This window comes from Gordonia araii NBRC 100433, from assembly GCF_000241265.1.
GTDB classification, from domain to species: Bacteria; Actinomycetota; Actinomycetes; order Mycobacteriales; family Mycobacteriaceae; genus Gordonia; species Gordonia araii.
This window is the reverse complement of the sequence record NZ_BAEE01000045.1, coordinates 21040-39138: the sequence shown is the minus strand read 5'-3', so window position 1 is coordinate 39138 and position 18099 is coordinate 21040. Positions and strand designations below refer to the sequence as shown.

Below are 18099 nucleotides of genomic sequence, written 5' to 3'. Positions count from 1 at the left end.
CGGCGGGAATCTGGGCACGGTCGGCGGGATTCTGGGCACGGTCGGCGGGAATGTGGGCACGGTCGGCGGGGCTATGGTGGAGTCATGCCTTCAGCGCTGCCCCGTCGCATTGCGGTGATCTCGGTGCACACCTCCCCGCTCGCGCAACCCGGCACCGGTGATGCGGGCGGTCTGAACGTGTACGTGTGGCAGACCGCGCTGCGCCTCGCCCGCCGAGGAGTCCAGGTCGAGATCTTCACCCGGGCGACATCCTCCTCCGACGAGCCCGTGGTCGCCGCCGCGCCCGGGGTCTTGGTGCGGCACGTTCAGGCTGGACCGTTCGAGGGGCTCGACAAGGACGACCTGCCCGCGCAGCTGTGCGGCTTCTCCGCCGGCGTGCTCAGCGTCGAGGCGGGTCACGCCAGCGGCTACTATGACCTCGTGCACTCGCACTACTGGCTTTCCGGGCAGGTGGGGTGGCTGGCCGCCAACCGATGGGGAGTCCCGCTCGTTCACACCGCACACACGCTGGCCGCCGTGAAGAACGCCTCGCTGGCCGATGGTGACACCGAGGAGCCCAGACTGCGGATCATCGGCGAGCAGCAGGTCGTCGACGTCGCCGACCGGCTCGTCGCGAATACCGCGACCGAGGCCGGTGAACTCGAATCGATGTACGGCGCCGATCCCGCCAAGATCGACATCGTCGCCCCCGGCGCGGATCTGGACTGCTTCACCCCGGGCTCGCGTGCCGCGGCACGGTCGGAGCTGGGGCTGGATCCCGACGAGACGATCATCGCCTTCATCGGCCGCATCCAGCCGCTCAAGGCCCCCGACGTCCTGCTGCGCGCAGCGCAGCCGCTGATCGAAGCCGCCCGCGGCGAAGGCAGGACGCCGGTGCGCGTCCTCGTCGTCGGCGGACCGTCGGGGACCGGGCGCGAGCACCCGACCGCGCTGGCCGACCTCGCCGCCGAACTCGGCATCGCCGAGAACGTCACCTTCTTTCCGCCGCAGCCCGCGCAGCGTCTCGCCGACGTCTACCGGGCGGCCGATGTGGTCGCGGTACCCAGCTATTCGGAGAGCTTCGGGCTGGTCGCCATCGAGGCACAGGCCTGCGGCACACCGGTGCTGGCCGCCGATGTCGGCGGCCTGAGCGTCGCCGTCGCCGATGGCCGCACCGGCGTTCTCGTCGACGGGCATCGCGTGTCGGACTGGAGCAACTCGCTGGAGAAGCTGCTCGCCGATCGCGACCGGCTGCGGGCGATGGGCCATGCTGCTCGCGAACACGCCGAACAGTTCTCCTGGGACCGTGCCGCCGATGGCCTGCTGGCCTCGTACGCGCGGGCGCTGGAGTCGAAGCGCCGGGGCCGCGGCACCGGACACGAGAGCCGCCGGCCGAAACGCTGGCGCCGCCGCGGTCGGCAGGAGGCGACGTTGTGAGCAATGCCGCGTCGAACCTCGCGTCGCTGGAGAAAGCGCTGACCGAGCGCGACATCGACTACACCCGCAAATCGTCGGGCGGCCCCGACGGCGAGCACGTGATCCTGGAACTTCCCGGCGAGAAGAAGCTCAAGACCACGGTGCTGCTCACCGCGACCGGTCATGGCGCCCGCGTCGAGGCGTTCGTCTGCCGTCACGCCGACGAGAACCACGAGGGCGTCTACAAGTACCTGCTGCAGCGCAATCGCCGCCTGTACGGCGTCTCCTACACCGTCGACAACATCGGCGACGTCTACCTGGTCGGCCAGATCAGCGCCGACGCGTTGACCCCCGACGAGCTGGACCGGGTGCTCGGCCAGATCCTGGAGGCCGCCGACGGCGACTTCAACGTGCTGCTCGAACTCGGTTTCGCGACATCGATCCGGCGCGAATGGGCCTGGCGCGTGTCACGACGCGAGCCCCTGCACAATCTGCTCGCCTTCGAGCACCTCATCGACAAGGAGTCGCTGCCGGAGCCGGGCGAACCGCTGCCCGAGCAGTACCGGCCCGCGCGTCGCGTCGACGAGGCCACAGCACCGGGGCAAGGGGAACCGCCCGATCCGCCCGCCTGATCGGGCTGTGAGAAACTTGCTCCCATGAGCAACGGCACCCTGATCCTGATGCGCCACGGCGAGAGCGAATGGAACGCCTCCAACCAGTTCACCGGCTGGGTCGACGTCGCCCTCACCGACAAGGGGCAGGCCGAGGCGGTCCGCGCGGGCGAGCTTCTCGTGGAGCACGACCTGCTGCCCGACGTGCTGTACACGTCGCTGCTGCGCCGCGCGATCATCACCGCGCAGATCGCGCTGGACACCGCCGACCGCCACTGGATTCCGGTCGTGCGCGACTGGCGTCTCAACGAGCGCCACTACGGCGCGCTGCAGGGTCTGAACAAGGCGGAGACCAAGGCGAAGTACGGCGACGAGCAGTTCATGCTGTGGCGCCGCAGCTACGACACCCCGCCGCCGCCGATCGACCCGGATTCGGAATACAGCCAGACCGGCGATCCGCGCTACGCCGACCTCGACCAGGTGCCGCTGACCGAGTGCCTGAAAGACGTCGTGACCCGGTTGATCCCGTACTACGAGGAGACCATCGTCGCGGAGTTGCGCGCGGGCAAGACGGTGCTGATCGCCGCACACGGAAATTCGCTGCGCGCCCTGGTGAAGCACCTCGAGCAGATCTCCGACGCCGATATCGCCGAGCTCAACATTCCTACCGGCAACCCGCTGCGCTACGACTTCGACGAGGCCGGAAACGTCACCGGCAAGGGTGTCTACCTCGACCCCGAGGCGGCCGCCGCAGGTGCCGCGGCCGTGGCCGCGCAGGGCCAGAAGTAAGCCTGGCGGGGCGGGACGCGCTCGCGCTAGGCTGGCGGCATGGCTGAGCTTCGCGTCGACCACCGACCGGCCCGGGAGCGCTATGAGGCGTTCTTGGATGACGAGGGCACAGAGAAGTCGGTCGGCTATATCGACTACATGACCGAGCCCGACACCCTCGTGCTCACTCACACGGTGGTGCACGAGCAGTTCGCCGGACGGGGCTTCGCCGGCCAGTTGGCCAAGGCGGTGCTCGACGACGCCCGGGCCAACGGCAAGAAGATCGTGCCGGTGTGCAGCTACGTCCAGAGCTACCTCGCCAAGCATCCGGAGTACGCCGACCTCGTGCGTGAACGCTCCTGAACGCTGAGTAAACGGGGGCCGAATATCACCGGTCGGGCTGGGTTTTCCTCACCCGTGCGTCGTAGGCTTGTGGTGTGACCGTTGCTTTGATCGTCGCGGCGATCGCCTCTGCGCTCGTTTGCGGCGTCGCCATCGGTCGGCTCATCTTCGGTCAGCCGGTCTTCCGGTTCGACGAACCGATCACGCCGCTGTCCGTCCTGCCGTCGGCTCCTCCGCAGCCTGACGGTCTCACCCCGCAGGACCGCAGCGACATCCTCCGCATGATCGTCCGCAGTTCGGAGCACGGCGTGATCGTCGTCGAGGAGAGCGGCGATCCGTCGTTGTTCAACGAGGCTGCCGTGAAGCTCGGACTGGTCGCCGACAACGCGCTCCGCCCCGAGATCGCCGAGCACGCCGAGCAGGTGCTGGCCACCGGCGAGGATCAGCGTTTCGAGTTCGTCCCGCCGCTCACGACGGCGGGATTCCTCGCGACGGCGAGGGCCAGCGCCGTTCACCCGGTTCTCTCGGTCCGCTGCCTGGCGCGCTACGTCGAGCGCAACGGTTTGCGGTTCGTGCTCATCTACGGCGACGACGACACGGAGAACGTGCGCGTCGAGGCGACGCGGCGCGACTTCGTCGCCAACGTCAGCCACGAACTCAAGACCCCCGTCGGCGCTATCGGGCTCCTCGCCGAGGCGATGCTGGAATCGGTCGACGACCCCGAGTCGGTGCGCCATTTCGGATCGCGAGTCGTCTCGGAGAGCAAGCGGATGGGCAATCTCGTCACCGAGTTGATCGCGCTGTCCCGGCTGCAGGGCGGCGAGACCGCCGACCTCGAACCCGTGGACGTCGACGCGTTGATCGACGAGGCGCTGACCGTTGCCCAGATCCCGGCCGAGGCCGCCCACATCACCCTGACCAGCGACGAACCGTCCGGTCTCTACGTCGACGGGGACCGGCCGCTGCTGCTGACCGCGCTCAACAACCTGCTGTCGAACGCGATCGCCTATTCGCCGGCGGGGACCGTGGTCTCGGTCAGCCGCCGGGTAATCGACCCCGAGGACGAGGACGGACGCCCGATGGTGGCGGTGGCGGTGACCGACCGTGGCATCGGCATCGCCCCGGCCGACCAGGAGCGCGTGTTCGAACGCTTCTTCCGGGTCGACAAGGCGCGCTCGCGCCTCACCGGTGGCACCGGCCTGGGGCTGGCGATCGTTAAACACGTCGCCGCCAACCACTCCGGATCGATCTCCGTGTGGAGTCGCCCGGGCACCGGCTCCACGTTCACCCTGGCGATTCCGCAGGGAATGGACGTGCCCGACGACGACATGCACACCCACGACGCGGATGCCGACCGGGCCGCGTCCCGACACACCAGCCCAGAATTTCATCGGACAGAAGAGGAAGTCTCGTGACCCACGTTCTCATCGTCGAAGACGAAGAATCGCTCGCCGACCCGCTGGCGTTCCTGCTGCGCAAGGAGGGCTTCGAGGCCAGCGTCATCAACGACGGCGCTTCGGCCCTCACCGCCTTCGACCGCGTCCACCCCGACATCGTCCTGCTCGACCTGATGTTGCCCGGCATGTCGGGCACCGAGGTGTGCAAGGCGCTGCGCGCCAAGTCGTCGGTACCGGTCATCATGGTGACCGCCCGCGACAGCGAGATCGACAAGGTCGTCGGACTGGAACTCGGTGCGGACGACTACGTGACGAAGCCGTATTCGGCGCGTGAGCTCATCGCGCGCATCCGCGCGGTGCTGCGTCGCGGTGTGGACACCGGCGTCGACGACGAACTCATCGACGGCGTGCTGGAAGCGGGTCCGGTACGGATGGACGTCGACCGGCACACCGTGACCGTCAACGGCGAGTCGATCACGTTGCCGCTCAAGGAGTTCGATCTGCTGGAGTTCCTCATGCGCAACGCCGGGCGCGTGCTGACCCGCGGCCAGCTGATCGACCGCGTGTGGGGGGCCGACTACGTCGGCGACACGAAGACCCTCGACGTCCACGTCAAGCGGCTGCGGTCGAAGATCGAACCGGACCCGTCGTCGCCGACCTATCTGCTCACCGTGCGCGGTCTCGGCTACAAGCTTGAGGCGTAGCGAGCTTTCGTGCCGGAGCTGAATCGTCGCGCGGTACTGGTCGGCGCTCTCGCCGTCGCCGCGGGAATCACCGTGCCGCTGGCTCTCCGTGGTGAATCCACGACCGGACGCATCGCCGCTCTTGAGCGGCGGCACAACGCGCGGATCGGGGTCTTCGCCGCTGATCTGGGCTCGGAGCGGACGGTGGCGCACCGCGCCGACGAGTCGTTCGCGATGTGTTCGACGTTCAAGACGTACGCGGCCGCGCGAGTGCTGCAGCTGGTCGAGCGGGGCACGTTGTCCCTGGACACCGGGGTCTTCGTCGACGCGGCCGAGATCGTCGAGAACTCACCGGTGACGCAGCGCCACGCGTCGTCGACGATGACCGTGTCGCAGTTGTGCGAGGCGGCGCTGCAGCAGAGCGACAACACCGCGGGCAACCTATTGCTGCGGGCGATCGACGGGCCGCAGGGGGTCACGGCATTCGCGCGCAGCATCGGTGACGGCCGCACCAGGCTCGACCGGTGGGAAACCGCGCTGAACGCCGCTGTTCCCGGCGACCCTCGCGACACGTCGACGCCATCCGCGCTGGCCGGCGGCTATCGCGCACTGCTGGCCGGCGATGCACTCAGTCCGGCGAGCCGCGAAAGGCTCGACGACTGGATGCGGGGCAATCAGACCTCGTCGATGCGCGCCGGACTGCCCGACGGATGGACCAGCGCGGACAAGACCGGTGCGGGAGACTACGGCAGTACCAACGACGTCGGCATCGCGTACTCGCCCGGCGGTGGGCGAATACTGCTCGCGGTGATGATCCGCTCCGCCGCCGACGACCCCGACGCCGAGGGGTTCCGGCCCCTCATCGGCGAGGTGGCCGGCCTCGTCGTCGGTGCCCTGCGCTGAACCGGCGATCCTGCGCGGAACCGATCATCGTGTGCGGCAAGTCCTCGTCCGCGTGTTGAAGAACTGCCACGAGATCTCGGCGGCATCGGGCCCCTTCGGATCGGTCCAGCGCGACCATCGGGGATCGGGAGATCCGCCCGACCAGTAGTGCCCCATTCCGTGAACGGTCCATCGCTGGGCGACGAGACAATCGCCGTATCGGTAGTCGCGTACCGTGGATCGATATCCGTGAGGTGCGCGGTGGTGCCGGACGGCAGAGGCAACCGTCGGCATGGGCGGCGAACCGAAACGGCGCGCGACCAGGTCGTTGGTCAGCAAGCCCTGCCGGAGTGCTTTCTCGTGGCAGCGGGACGGTATCCCGTCGTCGCGATCGCCGCCGATCACCAGTCTGGGGACGATTCGTGCACGGTGGCCCATCTCGATGTACGCGAGGCGGGCGAGTTCGTCGACCGGCCTGGTCGCCGGATTCACCGATAGGCATCCGGGATCGGCATAGGCCCCGGCCGACGCGATCGCGACCGCGGCGTAGAGATCAGGATCCGTCGCGGCCAGGGCCGACGTCATGAATCCTCCCGCGGACATCCCGGCGAGGTAGACCCGTCGAGGGTCGATGCCCGGTCGTCGCAGCACCTCGCGGGTCATGCGTGCGATGGCACCGGCCTCACCCCGTCCTCGGTGCCAGCTGTCCGAGTCGAAGAATCGCCAGCAGTTGTGCAGCGGTCCGGGCAGTGCCCTGCTCGACTGATCGACATCCGGGTAGAGGACGACGAAACCCTCGCGGTCGGCGATGTCGTTGTAGCGCGTGGCGGCCATCTGTTGGCGGGCGGTCGTCTGGCAGCCGTGGACCACGACGACGAGCGGGACAGTCCCGCGTGAGGCCTGGGAGACCGAACGCGGTGTGTATACGAGGTATTGATGTCGGCCCGGCGCGTCGCCGTCTCCACCGCGTGCGATGGTGCCGGTGCGGTCGGCGGGCTCGCCGTCGGCGACGGCGGATGGAGCGAGGACACCGAGCGCGAATACGATTCCCAAGCTCAGGTTCTTGAGGACGGTTCTCATGTGGACGCGGTACCTCATCGACAGGCGATCCGCCTCGTGTCGATCGCAGCTGGTGTCGAGGACCGGAGACGGCAGCCCTGGGCGTCGGTGATAGTCACCGGAGTGCCGGCGGCGGAGACATGAAGCGTGTTGCCGCTCCGGTGGAATCGGACGACCCGGTTCGGATGAGCGTCGAAACGATAGCGGAATCCCCACAGCTGGCCACGCTTCGCGACGGTGTCATTCGTCCACGTCGCCGGGGCTTGGGGCACCGGGGCGAATAGATTCCAAGCGATGGCGTCGCGAAGCTGGCGCCGGAAGTTGGGAAAGTCGTGAATCCCGGCATGGGCCCGGCTGGTCACCCTGACTCCTGCCTTGCGCAGCGCGGCGCGGTAGGACTCGAAGGCGGGACGCACAAGGGCGACTTCCGCCGAGAAGTCGCTGACGACGTTGTTGTCATTGGGCTCCCCGTCGCCAGTCGGCGTGCCGTCGCCGGTGGCCGTGTAGACGCGCGTGTGCTGCAGATTCCTGGCGAGACGCACTGGATTGTGGCCGTGTGCGTAGTAGCCGCCGAACGGGCCGTAGACCGCCGTCAGATCGAACGGTTGCCGGGCGTTGACCTGGGAGACCAATCCGGCCGCATTCGAGAACCCCGGGAACACGTCGAGGTCGGTGACGCCGGAGATCGTCGCGATCGATCCGAAGAACTCCGGTAGGCGGCCACCCAGGTAGGCCGCACCGAGGCCGCCCATCGAGACTCCGGCAATCGCATGCCACCGTCGCTCTTCGCGGATCGGGTAGCGCTTGAGGATCGTCGGGATGACCACGTCGAGGTAGTAGCTCTCCCACGAGGGCGTGTTTCGTCTGCCGCCGTTCCACCAGTCGGTGTAGAAGCCGGTACCGCCTTCCGGCATCACGATGATGCCGGGAAACCCGGCCGCGGTGGTCCTGATCCGGCCCAGTTCGGATTTGGACCACGTCCGGTAGTCGCTGCTGGCGCCGGCCAGCAAGATCAGCAGCGGATACTTCTTCGAAGGCATGTATCCGCTGGGCAGCAGCACCTTGGCCCGCGGCGGTCCCGGGTAGGGCGGTGCGTGCTTGGCGTTGAGTACCGAACCCAGCCATTGTCGGGGAATCTGCCCGGGGAGGGCCGGGATGGTGATCTCGGTCAGGCGGCCCTGGGCCCGCGCATCGGCGATCCCCCCGAACAGCACCGCCGACCCCGCGATCAGCGTGCATATCGCCAACGTCGCCGCTCGTCGCAACAAACCACCCACCACCAACGTCCTTCCCCCGGATCCGACGTGCGAGATCCACTCTCGCGTGTACTGGCGGATACGTCTGGTACCAATCCGGCGAGTTCGGTCAGCCCCCTCCTCGCCGCCGCATTGGTCGGATCGTAGACCGCGCGCACCTGCCACGTGAGCCGATTCGTCCAGGTCAGAGGATTTCGTACTTGATGTCGGTGTCGCGCCGCGACACCGCTGCGGCGGTCGCGGGGTGTATGGCCAGTAGACCGAGCCCGGCGCGCTGGCGGCACACCGCGGCGAGTTCGGCGTACGCGGATGCGCCGATCAGCTCGGTCAACTCCGGGGCGTAGGACTCCCAGACCTGCTTGGCGCCGACGTGGGCGTCGGGGGAACCCGAGCAGTACCAGGCGAGATCGTGGCCGCCCTCGCCCCAGCCGCGCCGGTCGTACTCGGTGATGGTGTCGACGAGGATCTGCGTCCCGTCGGGGCGTTCCTCCCACTCTTGGGTGCGGCGCACCGGCAGCTGCCAGCACACGTCGGGTTTGACCTCCAGGGGTTCGATTCCCTTGCGCAGCGCCATCGCGTGCAGCGCGCACCCCGGCCCGCGGTCGAAGCCGGGGCGGTTGAGGAATACGCACGCGCCGTCGTGCACGCGGGTCTTGAGCGCGGGTTCCTCGTCGTCGGAATCGACTTCCACCAGGTAACCGTCGGGCCCGAGGGGGTCGGTTCCGCCGCCTCCGATGTCGGCGAACTGCCAGTCGCCGGCCTCGAGTAGCGCGACTCCGTGCTCCAGCCGTTCCCGGTCGTCGGCGTCGGACAGGTAAGCACCGTGGGTGCAGCATCCGTCGTTCGGCCGCCCCTCGATGATCCCGGCGCACGCGGGGGTGCCGAATACGCAGGTCCAATGCGAGCACAGCCAGGTCAGATCGGCTCTGATCCAGTGCTCGGGATTGTCCGGATCGGCGAATTCATACCACTCGCGCGGGAAATCCAGGTCTACTTCGGGCTGCACAGCGTCCAACCTAATCCTCCGTTCCGATCACCGCCGCGACGCGGACACGCGCGAGGCAACTCGGAATGCTGGGCCTTGACGCACTACCGTTGTTAGACGTGCGACTTGGAGTACTCGACATCGGCAGCAATACGGTGCACCTGTTGGTGGTCGACGCCCACCGCGGCGGGCACCCGACGCCGATGAGTTCGACGAAATCGTTGCTGCGCCTGGCCGAGCGGATCGACAGCGACGGCCGGCTGGCCGACGACGCCGCCAAGGACTTGATCGAGGCGGTCGACGATTTCACGCGCATTGCCCGCACGTCGGGCTGCGAGCAGGTGATGGCCTTCGCCACCTCCGCGGTCCGCGACGCCACCAACAGCGACGACGTCCTCGCCGACGTGCACGAGAAGACCGGCGTGGCCATCGGCGTGCTCAGCGGGCGCGACGAGGCCCGCCTGACGTCGCTGGCCGTCCGGCGCTGGTACGGCTGGAGCGCCGGCCGGATCGTCGCCCTCGACATCGGCGGCGGCTCGCTGGAGATGTCGAACGGCGTCGACGAGGAGCCGGATGTTGCGCTGTCGGTCCCTCTCGGTGCGGGGCGGCTCACCCGCGACTGGCTGCCCGGCGACCCGCCGGACCGTCGCCGTATCGGCGTGCTGCGCGATTGGCTCGACGCCGAACTGAAACCGGTGGCGGCGCAGCTGAGCGCACCGGGGAAGGCCGACCTCGCCGTCGGCTCGTCGAAGACGTTCCGCAGTCTGGCCAGACTCACCGGCGCTGCGCCGTCGAGCGCTGGGCCGCGAGTCAAGCGACAGCTCACCGCGAGCGGCCTGCGCCAGTTGATCGCGTTCATCTCCCGGATGACCCGCGCCGACCGTGCCGACCTGGAAGGCGTCAACGCCGAGCGCGCCGGTCAACTGGTCGCCGGCGCGCTGGTCGCCGAGGCCGCAATGCGCGCGCTCAATCTCGATACACTCGATATCTGTCCGTGGGCGTTGCGGGAAGGCGTCATCCTGCGCCGCCTGGACTCCGACGCTTTCGACGACGAACTCCCTATCCTGGGAACGACCAGCCCAGACAACGACCAGTGAGGACGTAGCGCATGGCTAAGGATGATCCGGAGTCGCGGCCGATCCCCGTGTCCGAGTTGCTGGCGCGCAGGCGCGAGGAGGCCGCTGCAACGGAAGAGACCGGTGAAATTCCGCGGGTAGCCTTCCCGCGCTCGGCCAACCCGGTGCCTCAGCGGGCCGCCCGGCCCCAAGCCGATACCGCCGCCGCGAGCATATCGCGGACGGCTAGCGGCATGCCCGCGTACACCCCGGTGCAGCCGGCGGCATCGCCCGCGCAGCCCCAGGTCGACGACGAGGCGAACCGGGTCACCGGTGTCATCCCGACGGTCGAACCCGCGGTCGCGAAATCGGCTTCGGCCGAACCGGCCCCTCAACCCGAGCAGTCGGACCCGGCCACCGGCTCGTTCCTGCGTTCCGACGACGACGTCGACTTCGAGTCCTACCGCAACTTCGACGACATCGTCGAAGAAGAGCCGCAGGAGCGCAAACGCGGCCTGTTCGGCCGCAAGCGCGACAAGGGTAAGCGCGACGCGACCGCGCACGGCAAGGGCGACCGCGCCAGGGCGCAGCGACGGGAAAGCGCGACCGAGAGTGGCGCGACGACCGCTGCGCGTGCCCCGGAACCGGCCGTCGAGGAGGTCGACACTCGCGCGGTCCGCGCGGCGTCCGCGCAGGAATACGACACCGAGGTCGTCGAGGTGGTCGAGACCGGTGTCCCGTCGGGGCCGACGGCACTGGCCGGGGAGACCGAGATGCTGGCGCCCGTCGCCGCCGACGATCTCTACGAGGACGAGATTCCGGTGGTCAGCCAGCCCCTCGTCGACCCGTTCACCGGGCGATTCGTCGCGCCGCAGAACGGTGGCGCTTCCCGTTCCGCGCATTCGACCCGCGAGGCCGAGAAGGACGACGACGGTCCGGCCATCGTTCCGTCGGTCACGCGGCGCACCCACCGCTCGGAGGACGTCACGCAGGAGGAGACGCCGAAGCCCCGCAAGCAGACCAGACAGCATAGGCAGGACAGACAGCAGGAGTCCGACACCGCGATCGTCGACGAGGAGCCACTGGCCTCCAGGCACTCGCCGACGATGCAGTGGGTGATCGTGATCGGCCAGGCGCTGGCCGGCCTACTCGTCGGCGCCGCCGGATTCTGGGGCTTCGTTCAGCTCTGGCGCTGGAACGTCTATTTCGCGCTGGTGCTGTCGGCCGTGGTCATCTTCGGCATCGTCACCCTCGTGCATCTGGTCCGCCGCCGCCATGACCTGAGCACCACGCTGCTGGCGCTCGGCGTCGGGCTGATCATCACCCTCGGACCCCTCATCCTGCTGGCCACCTCGTGATCCTGGAGGAGGTCCCGGTCGGACTGTCCACGGCGTCGGTCTACCCGCAGAACATCGAAGCGGCTTTCCGCTATGCGGCCGATCTGGGCTACGACGGCGTCGAGGTCATGGTGTGGGGCGATCCGGTCAGTCAGGACGTCGGGCGCATCGAGGCGCTGTCGCACACCTATCAGATGCCCATCCTGTCCATCCACGCGCCGTGCCTGGTCATCTCGCAGCGGGTTTGGGGGCGCGACCCGATCGTGAAGCTGGCCCGTTCGGTGGAAGCGGCCGACGCCCTGGGCGCATCGACCGTCGTTGTGCATCCGCCGTTCCGGTGGCAGCGCCGCTACGTGGCGGCCTTCGAGGATCTGGTCGGCGAGCTCGAATCCGACAGCGGGATCGCCGTCGCCGTGGAGAACATGTTCCCGCTGCGCGCCGACCGATTCTTCGGAGCCGGTGATCGCTCGGCGCGCCGGCTCGAAGCGCGCGGAGGCAATCCCGGCCTGTCGGCTTCGGCGTTCGGAAAGTCGATCGACCCGACCGACGACGGCTATGCGAACTACACGCTCGACCTGTCGCACACGTCGACCGCGGGCATGGACGCACTCGCGATGTTCGAACGCATGGCGTCGGGGATGCGGCACCTGCACCTGACCGACGGCGCGGGGGCCGCCCACGACGAGCATCTGATCCCCGGTGACGGCAGCCAGCCGTGCGGGGAGATCTGCCGCCGCATCGCCGCCAGCGAATTCGACGGAGCGGTGGTTCTCGAGGTCACCACGAGCGCCGCGCGCAGCAAGACCGAGCGGGCGGCGATGCTGGCCCGTTCGCTGGACTTCGCGCGCACGCACCTGCGGCGGCCGGACCATGCCGGCGGATTCGATCACGCCACCAGGGAGGGGCGTCCGTGACGGCCCTGGACGACGCGCTCGCGCTCACCGTCATCGACCGTGACGATTCGACGGTGACCTACACGTCGACGATCGACCCGGTCTACACAATCGGCCCCAAGGTGCACGGGGGCACCGCGCAGATGCTGGTCGCCAACGCGGCGCACGCCGCCTTCTGCGAGTGGACCGACTCGGCAGCGCCCCCGCTGGCCCGCGCGACCGGAACCGCGCCGGTACCGGTCGCGCTGACCAGCACCTATCTGAGCGCCCCCAAGCCCGACGAGATCGAACTGCGCGCGCGGCTGGTCAAGCGCGGCCGGACGGTCTCGGTGGTCGACGTCGACGTCGTGCAGGACGGGCGCACCATGATCACTACGACGGCGGTCTTCGGCATGCTCGACCACGGCCAGCCACACCGATCGGTCCACACTCCGCTGCGCGACCTGCCGCCGGACCCGCCCGCCGACGCGTTCTTCCTCGACGGTTCGCCGATGACCGAGGTGATACACATGCATCCGGTCCTCGACTTCGCGATCGACCCGACGACGTTCGCGCCCGCGCAACCCGCGGAACCGGGTTCGGGAGGCGAACCGGTCATTCGCGGCTGGGTGCGCCCGAAGGCGGGTGCGGCGCATCTGCCTTTCGTGACCATGGTCTGCGACATCTCGCCGCCGGTGGTGATGAACCTGGGAATCTTCGGATGGGCGCCCACCGTGACGCTGTCGACCTACCTGCGGCGGATCCCGGCGGCCGGGCCGGCGGACGGCCCGGCGCCGTGGCTGCGGTTCGAGAACTCCAGCATCGAGGTCGGTCAGGGAATGTTCGAGTCCGACCACACTGTGATTGACTCGACCGGCGTGGTCGTCGGGCAGTCGCGTCAGCTCGCGCTCATCCCGGCCAAGACCGTCGACGGACCCACCCGGGTGACCTGAAACCATCACGATTCTGTCGAAGAACGGAGAACCGCATGTCTGAGCGCGTAGCGATCATCGGCGGAGGAAAAATCGGCGAGGCACTGCTCGCCGGACTGCTCTCCTCCGGCAAGCCGGCGCGGGATCTGGCGATCGTGGAACGCTCGGCCGAGCGCGCCGCCGAACTGGCCGACGAGTACAAGGTGCTAGTCAGCGACATCCCCACGGCGACCGAGCACGCGCAGGTCGTGGTCATCGCGGTGAAACCCGATGCGGTCGACAGCGTGCTGGCCGAGCTCGGCAAGGTCGAGGACAACAACGACGTCGAGCGGGTCACCGTGACCCTGGTCGCCGGGCTGCCCGCCGCCAAGTACGAGAACGCGCTCCCCGCCGGATCGCCGGTCATCCGGGTGATGCCCAACATGCCGCTGCTGGTCAACGAGGCGATGAGCGCGCTGTCGCCGGGGCGCTACGCCACCGAGGAACAGGTGAAGGTGGTCAGCGACCTCCTCGCCGCGGTCGGCAAGGTGATGGTCGTGCCCGAGCACCTGATGGACGCGGTCACCGCGATCTCCGGTTCCGGGCCGGCGTACGTGTTCCTGCTGGCCGAGTCGATGATCGACGCCGGCGTCGCGCTGGGCTTGACGCGCGCACAGGCCGCCGAGATGGCCAAGCAGACCATTCGCGGCGCCGGCGCGATGCTCACCGAATCCGGGATGACCTCGACGGACCTGCGTGCCGCGGTGACGTCGCCGGGCGGAACTACAGCCGCCGCGATCAGCGAGCTGGAGCGCGGGGGACTGCGATCGGCGATGTACGAGGCGACCGCGGCGGCCGCGGCCAGGAGCGCCCAGCTCAGCCGTCGATCAGAACTTGAGGGTTCGTCCGGTAACGGTGGAGACGGAAGAAAGTGACCTTATAGCAGCGGTCGCGACAAAGTCCCAGGTGACTCGCCGGTTTTGAGCACGCTCAGGCAACAAATCAGTACTTGTCCGCAACTCCCGTCGCTATTTTCACATCAGCCACGCTAAGCTGCCTTCAGCACGTGCGTGTCAGATGTCCGTCGGAGGGGAAGCCAACGGCCACGACTCGTGCTGTGAGAGGTATGAGTATCAATGGCACCTGCAGACATGTCTGGTGACCGCAGCGGAGGCAATGCGGCTGGTTCGCAGTTCCTCACCGTCGCCGAGGTCGCTGCGCTGATGCGCGTTTCCAAGATGACCGTCTACCGCCTGGTTCACAACGGTGAGCTGCCGGCCGTTCGCGTCGGACGCTCGTTCCGCGTGCACGCCAAGGCGGTCCACGACTACTTGGAGACGTCGTACTTCGACGTCGGCTGACGCTCACCAGCACTTAGTTCGTCATACGTCGGATCCCCGGCCGATCGGTTCGGCCGGGGTCTCGTCGTGTGATTCGCCGGATGTCGTCACCGCCGACGCGATTAGTGCCCCCGCGTCGTCGCCCGGTAAAGTGACCTCATTCCCGCCGCGGCCGTTCGTCGGCCCGGATGAATATCCAAAACGTTAGGAAGCTCCCTCATGGGTTCTGTCATCAAGAAGCGCCGCAAGCGCATGTCGAAGAAGAAGCACCGCAAGCTGCTTCGCCGCACCCGGGTGCAGCGTCGCAAACTCGGCAAGTAAGAAGTCCGGCAAGTAAGCTGCTGCCGACACCGAGCACGTCCGCGTAGGGGGAGCCGCCATGGCCGAGGAAACCGGTAAGAAGACCGCCGCCCCGCGCGTCGTCCTCGTCACCGGCGCGTCGACGTTCCTCGGCGGCCACCTCGTCGCACGGCTGGCCGCCAACCCCGACGTCGAGAAGGTTCTCGCCGTCGACTCCCGTGTGCCGAGCAAGGCGCTGCTGCGCCGCATGGGGCGGGCCGAGTTCCTTCGGCTCGACATCCGCCGGCCGACGATCGCCAAGACGATCGCCGCCCACGAGGTCGACACCGTCGTCCACGCCGCCACGTCGATCATGGACCTGGCGGCGCACTCGGCCGCCATCAAGGAATTCAACGTCGTCGCTGCGATGCAGGTCTGCGCGGCATGTCAGCGCAGCCCGTCGGTGAAGCGACTCGTGCTGCGCTCCACGGCCATGGTCTACGGGGCGAGCAGCAAGGATCCCGCCTTCTTCAGCGAGGGCGACCGCGCGGTGCGCGAGCCGTCCAGCGGCTACGGTCGCGACCTCCTCGACATCGAGGGCTACGCGCGCGGCTTGGCCCGTCGCCGGCCCGATATCGACGTCACCATCGCTCGCTACCAGGCCATCCTGGGGCCCCGGATCCAGACGCGCATGGGTGCGTACCTGTCCGCCCCCATCGTGCCGAGCGTGATCGGATACCAGCCCAGGCTGCAATTCCTGCACGAGGAAGACGCGCTCGGTGCGCTGGAACACCTCACGCTCTCCGGGCGTCCGGGCACGTTCAACATCGCCGCCGACGGCGTGATCACGCTGACCCAGGCGATCCGTCGAGCCGGTCGGATAGAACTGCCGGTCCCGTCGGGCCTGGTCACGCCGATCACCGGCGTGTTCGCCGACGTGCGGTCGGCGCGGTTGCGGTCAACGCAGATGGATTTCTTGACCTACGGTCGAGTCTTGGACAACACCAGAATGCGTACCGAACTCGGCTTCGAACCCCGGTTCACCACCGGCGAGACGGTCGACGACTTCATCGAGCGCGGGGCCTCCGACATGGTGATCCGACCGCAGCGCTGGCACGATCTGGAGCAGCGCATCGTCGCCACCGCGCACCAGCTGCTGTGATCTGCGTCGGTATTGCGCCGATGGTGATCTCCATCATTCACGCGCGGCGCCCAGAGCCCGTAAGCTGAACCCCAGGCGTTTCGCGCCGAATCCAACCGACCTATCGCGCCATTGGGGGTGAATCCTATGTCCGGTCATCGCGCCTCCGATCCGCGCACGGCCAAAGTCATCCAGCTGTACTCGACGCCGGGCGGGGAGCCGGCCCCCGATGTGGCCGCGCGCCGCCAGGCGGGCAAACAGCGCCACCCGTCACAGGCGGACCAACCCGGTCATCCGAACACCGACGGCTTCGGGAAGAAGCCTGCCGACGTCACTCCGATCAGCGACGACGCTCGAATCCACAACGAGACGCTGGGAGTCGAGCACGTCGGCCCGGCCCGGCCGAGCCCGCTGCTGAGTCTCGGCGGGTTGCGCGAGCAGGTCGCCGACGCGATCACCAGTAGCGCCGGGTATCTGCGCGAACGCCTCGCCGGCGAGTACGACGTCGACGACTTCGGTTTCGATCAGCACTTCACCGACTCGGTGTGGTTCCCGACGATCCGGCCGATCTACGACAAGTGGTTCCGCGTGGAGGTCTCCGGCGTGGAGAATCTTCCGGTCGAGGGCGGCGCGCTGCTCGTCGCCAACCACGCCGGCGCGATTCCGATCGACGCGGTCATGACGTCGTTGGCGGTGCACGACAACCACCCGACGGGCCGGCATCTGCGAGTTCTGGCCGCCGACATGGCCTTCGACTCGCCGGTCATCGGCGAACTGGCCAGGCGGATCGGTGCGACGCTGGCGTGCAACAGCGACGCCGAGCGATTGCTGCGGGCCGGCGAGCTGACCGCGGTGTGGCCGGAGGGCTACAAGGGCATCGGCAAGCCGTACAAGGACCGCTACAAACTGCAGCGCTTCGGCCGCGGCGGCTTCGTGACGACCGCGATTCGCACGGGCGCGCCGATCGTTCCGGTGTCCATCGTCGGGTCCGAGGAGATCTACCCGATGATCGGCGACATCAAGCCGCTCGCCAAACTGCTCGGCCTGCCGTACTTCCCGGTGACGCCGCTGTTCCCGTTGCTGGGCCCGCTCGGGGTGATCCCGCTGCCCTCCAAGTGGCACATCCACTTCGGCAAGCCGATCGCCACCGACGGCTACGAGGAGTCGGCCGCCGACGATCCGCTGGTCGTCTTCGATCTCACCGACCACGTCCGCGAGGAGATCCAGCAGACGCTGTTCCGGATGCTCAGCCGCCGCGGCGGCGTCTACCTCGGCTGATCGCCGCACCGGCGCACCAGGTCAGACGACGCGAAACAAGCCGTCGGACGGATCGACGAGAACCGGGAACTCCTCGCCCACCGCGTGCGCCTTTCGGGCCAATTCGCGGTGCGTCGCCGCAAAGGCGGGTACGTCGTCGCCCTCGATCGCGAGAGTGAGTTCCACACCGTCCTCCTCGCCGAGCGAGCGCGGTCGTGAGGCGGTGACGCGCGCGATCGCCGGGCGGCCCGTTCTCGCGATCCGCAGGCTGCGGCGGTGATTGCGTGCGACGGACATGATTTCGAGGACACCGCTGACGCCGATCGTCGCCGTGAGCGCCACGCCGCCCAGAATCCCCGGCCACCCGAGTTCGCCGACCACGGCCAGCACGATGACGAGTCCCGGGCCGCCGGCGATAGCTAGCGCGCCGAAGAAGTAGCAGACCACGCGGACGAAGAGCCCCTGAGGCCGTACCTCGTCGGCGTTGCCGTCCAGGACCAGGCGAGGGGTGTCCTTCGCCATTCCCGGA

Annotated in this window: 20 protein-coding genes; 16 read left to right on the top strand and 4 right to left on the bottom strand. The window is 68.3% G+C overall.

What is annotated here, in order from left to right:
* Window positions 1-84: 84 nt before the first annotated feature.
* The 7 genes from mshA to bla all read left to right on the top strand — a co-directional run bounded on the left by mshA (window position 85) and on the right by bla (window position 6099).
* On the top strand, window positions 85-1416 hold the full coding sequence (mshA, locus tag GOARA_RS07635) for a D-inositol-3-phosphate glycosyltransferase (RefSeq protein ID WP_007321762.1): 1332 nt from the start codon (window positions 85-87) through the stop codon (window positions 1414-1416).
* Window positions 1413-2027 carry a type III secretion system chaperone family protein gene (locus GOARA_RS07630; protein WP_007321761.1) on the top strand — a complete coding sequence of 205 codons (615 nt, stop codon included), beginning with the start codon at window positions 1413-1415 and terminating at the stop codon, window positions 2025-2027. Before mshA ends, GOARA_RS07630 begins: the two co-directional genes overlap by 4 nt.
* A 24-nt stretch (window positions 2028-2051) precedes the next feature.
* Window positions 2052-2795, top strand: coding sequence for a phosphoglyceromutase (locus GOARA_RS07625; RefSeq protein ID WP_007321760.1), 744 nt, complete (start codon window positions 2052-2054; stop codon window positions 2793-2795).
* A 39-nt stretch (window positions 2796-2834) separates the two neighbouring features.
* Entirely contained in the window at window positions 2835-3137 is a 303-nt protein-coding gene (locus GOARA_RS07620) for a GNAT family N-acetyltransferase (RefSeq protein WP_007321759.1), read from the top strand.
* 74 nt (window positions 3138-3211) lie between these two features.
* Window positions 3212-4531 carry a sensor histidine kinase gene (locus GOARA_RS07615; RefSeq protein ID WP_007321758.1) on the top strand — a complete coding sequence of 440 codons (1320 nt, stop codon included), beginning with the start codon at window positions 3212-3214 and terminating at the stop codon, window positions 4529-4531.
* Window positions 4528-5217 (top strand): winged helix-turn-helix domain-containing protein, encoded by a 690-nt coding sequence (locus GOARA_RS07610; protein WP_007321757.1) that lies wholly within the window; start codon window positions 4528-4530, stop codon window positions 5215-5217. The genes GOARA_RS07615 and GOARA_RS07610 overlap by 4 nt, the downstream gene beginning before the upstream one ends.
* Before the next feature lie 9 nt (window positions 5218-5226).
* The gene (gene bla, locus GOARA_RS07605; protein WP_007321756.1) at window positions 5227-6099 is read left to right on the top strand and encodes a class A beta-lactamase; all 873 of its coding nucleotides are present in this window, start codon (window positions 5227-5229) and stop codon (window positions 6097-6099) included.
* 24 nt (window positions 6100-6123) lie between these two features.
* On the opposite strand, the gene GOARA_RS07600 is transcribed toward bla, so the two are convergent.
* The 3 genes from GOARA_RS07600 to GOARA_RS07590 form a co-directional block, all read right to left on the bottom strand.
* Window positions 6124-7158, bottom strand: a complete 1035-nt coding sequence (locus GOARA_RS07600; RefSeq protein WP_007321755.1) for an extracellular catalytic domain type 1 short-chain-length polyhydroxyalkanoate depolymerase — start codon at window positions 7156-7158, stop codon at window positions 6124-6126.
* Window positions 7159-7172: 14 nt separating this feature from the next.
* Window positions 7173-8414: an alpha/beta hydrolase gene (locus tag GOARA_RS07595; protein WP_007321754.1), complete on the bottom strand. Its 1242-nt coding sequence runs from the start codon at window positions 8412-8414 to the stop codon at window positions 7173-7175.
* A 163-nt stretch (window positions 8415-8577) separates the two neighbouring features.
* Window positions 8578-9408, bottom strand: a complete 831-nt coding sequence (locus GOARA_RS07590; RefSeq protein ID WP_007321753.1) for a DUF3109 family protein — start codon at window positions 9406-9408, stop codon at window positions 8578-8580.
* 89 nt (window positions 9409-9497) lie between these two features.
* Between GOARA_RS07590 and GOARA_RS07585 the strand changes: the two genes are divergently transcribed.
* From GOARA_RS07585 to GOARA_RS07550, 9 genes are all read left to right on the top strand, one after another.
* The gene (locus tag GOARA_RS07585) at window positions 9498-10475 is read left to right on the top strand and encodes a Ppx/GppA family phosphatase (protein ID WP_170265641.1); all 978 of its coding nucleotides are present in this window, start codon (window positions 9498-9500) and stop codon (window positions 10473-10475) included.
* 11 nt (window positions 10476-10486) lie between these two features.
* Window positions 10487-11791 carry an Rv0497 family membrane protein gene (locus GOARA_RS18910; RefSeq protein WP_007321751.1) on the top strand — a complete coding sequence of 435 codons (1305 nt, stop codon included), beginning with the start codon at window positions 10487-10489 and terminating at the stop codon, window positions 11789-11791.
* Window positions 11788-12684, top strand: a complete 897-nt coding sequence (locus GOARA_RS07575) for a sugar phosphate isomerase/epimerase family protein (protein ID WP_007321750.1) — start codon at window positions 11788-11790, stop codon at window positions 12682-12684. Before GOARA_RS18910 ends, GOARA_RS07575 begins: the two co-directional genes overlap by 4 nt.
* Entirely contained in the window at window positions 12681-13595 is a 915-nt protein-coding gene (locus GOARA_RS07570) for a thioesterase family protein (RefSeq protein ID WP_007321749.1), read from the top strand. The genes GOARA_RS07575 and GOARA_RS07570 overlap by 4 nt, the downstream gene beginning before the upstream one ends.
* 35 nt (window positions 13596-13630) lie before the next feature.
* Window positions 13631-14488 carry a pyrroline-5-carboxylate reductase gene (proC, locus tag GOARA_RS07565; RefSeq protein WP_007321748.1) on the top strand — a complete coding sequence of 286 codons (858 nt, stop codon included), beginning with the start codon at window positions 13631-13633 and terminating at the stop codon, window positions 14486-14488.
* A gap of 201 nt (window positions 14489-14689) precedes the next feature.
* On the top strand, window positions 14690-14914 hold the full coding sequence (locus GOARA_RS07560; RefSeq protein ID WP_007321747.1) for a helix-turn-helix domain-containing protein: 225 nt from the start codon (window positions 14690-14692) through the stop codon (window positions 14912-14914).
* A gap of 198 nt (window positions 14915-15112) precedes the next feature.
* The gene (locus tag GOARA_RS19320; RefSeq protein WP_003402602.1) at window positions 15113-15214 is read left to right on the top strand and encodes a 30S ribosomal protein bS22; all 102 of its coding nucleotides are present in this window, start codon (window positions 15113-15115) and stop codon (window positions 15212-15214) included.
* 58 nt (window positions 15215-15272) lie between these two features.
* On the top strand, window positions 15273-16334 hold the full coding sequence (locus tag GOARA_RS07555) for an NAD-dependent epimerase/dehydratase family protein (RefSeq protein ID WP_007321746.1): 1062 nt from the start codon (window positions 15273-15275) through the stop codon (window positions 16332-16334).
* A gap of 126 nt (window positions 16335-16460) precedes the next feature.
* The gene (locus GOARA_RS07550; RefSeq protein WP_007321745.1) at window positions 16461-17591 is read left to right on the top strand and encodes a lysophospholipid acyltransferase family protein; all 1131 of its coding nucleotides are present in this window, start codon (window positions 16461-16463) and stop codon (window positions 17589-17591) included.
* A gap of 21 nt (window positions 17592-17612) precedes the next feature.
* Here the strand turns inward: GOARA_RS07550 and GOARA_RS07545 are convergent, their stop codons facing one another.
* Entirely contained in the window at window positions 17613-18092 is a 480-nt protein-coding gene (locus GOARA_RS07545; RefSeq protein WP_007321744.1) for a hypothetical protein, read from the bottom strand.
* Window positions 18093-18099: the final 7 nt, after the last annotated feature.

What these genes read in the sequence shown, in the direction of transcription:
- mshA (WP_007321762.1), top strand. Translation starts at nt 85, where the DNA reads ATGCCTTCAGCGCTGCCCCGTCGCATTGCGGTGATCTCGGTGCACACC.
- GOARA_RS07625 (WP_007321760.1), top strand. Translation starts at nt 2,052, where the DNA reads ATGAGCAACGGCACCCTGATCCTGATGCGCCACGGCGAGAGCGAATGG.
- GOARA_RS07620 (WP_007321759.1), top strand. Translation starts at nt 2,835, where the DNA reads ATGGCTGAGCTTCGCGTCGACCACCGACCGGCCCGGGAGCGCTATGAG.
- GOARA_RS07600 (WP_007321755.1), bottom strand. Translation starts at nt 7,158, where the DNA reads ATGAGAACCGTCCTCAAGAACCTGAGCTTGGGAATCGTATTCGCGCTC.
- GOARA_RS18910 (WP_007321751.1), top strand. Translation starts at nt 10,487, where the DNA reads ATGGCTAAGGATGATCCGGAGTCGCGGCCGATCCCCGTGTCCGAGTTG.
- proC (WP_007321748.1), top strand. Translation starts at nt 13,631, where the DNA reads ATGTCTGAGCGCGTAGCGATCATCGGCGGAGGAAAAATCGGCGAGGCA.
- GOARA_RS07560 (WP_007321747.1), top strand. Translation starts at nt 14,690, where the DNA reads ATGGCACCTGCAGACATGTCTGGTGACCGCAGCGGAGGCAATGCGGCT.
- GOARA_RS19320 (WP_003402602.1), top strand. Translation starts at nt 15,113, where the DNA reads ATGGGTTCTGTCATCAAGAAGCGCCGCAAGCGCATGTCGAAGAAGAAG.
- GOARA_RS07555 (WP_007321746.1), top strand. Translation starts at nt 15,273, where the DNA reads ATGGCCGAGGAAACCGGTAAGAAGACCGCCGCCCCGCGCGTCGTCCTC.
- GOARA_RS07550 (WP_007321745.1), top strand. Translation starts at nt 16,461, where the DNA reads ATGTCCGGTCATCGCGCCTCCGATCCGCGCACGGCCAAAGTCATCCAG.
- GOARA_RS07545 (WP_007321744.1), bottom strand. Translation starts at nt 18,092, where the DNA reads ATGGCGAAGGACACCCCTCGCCTGGTCCTGGACGGCAACGCCGACGAG.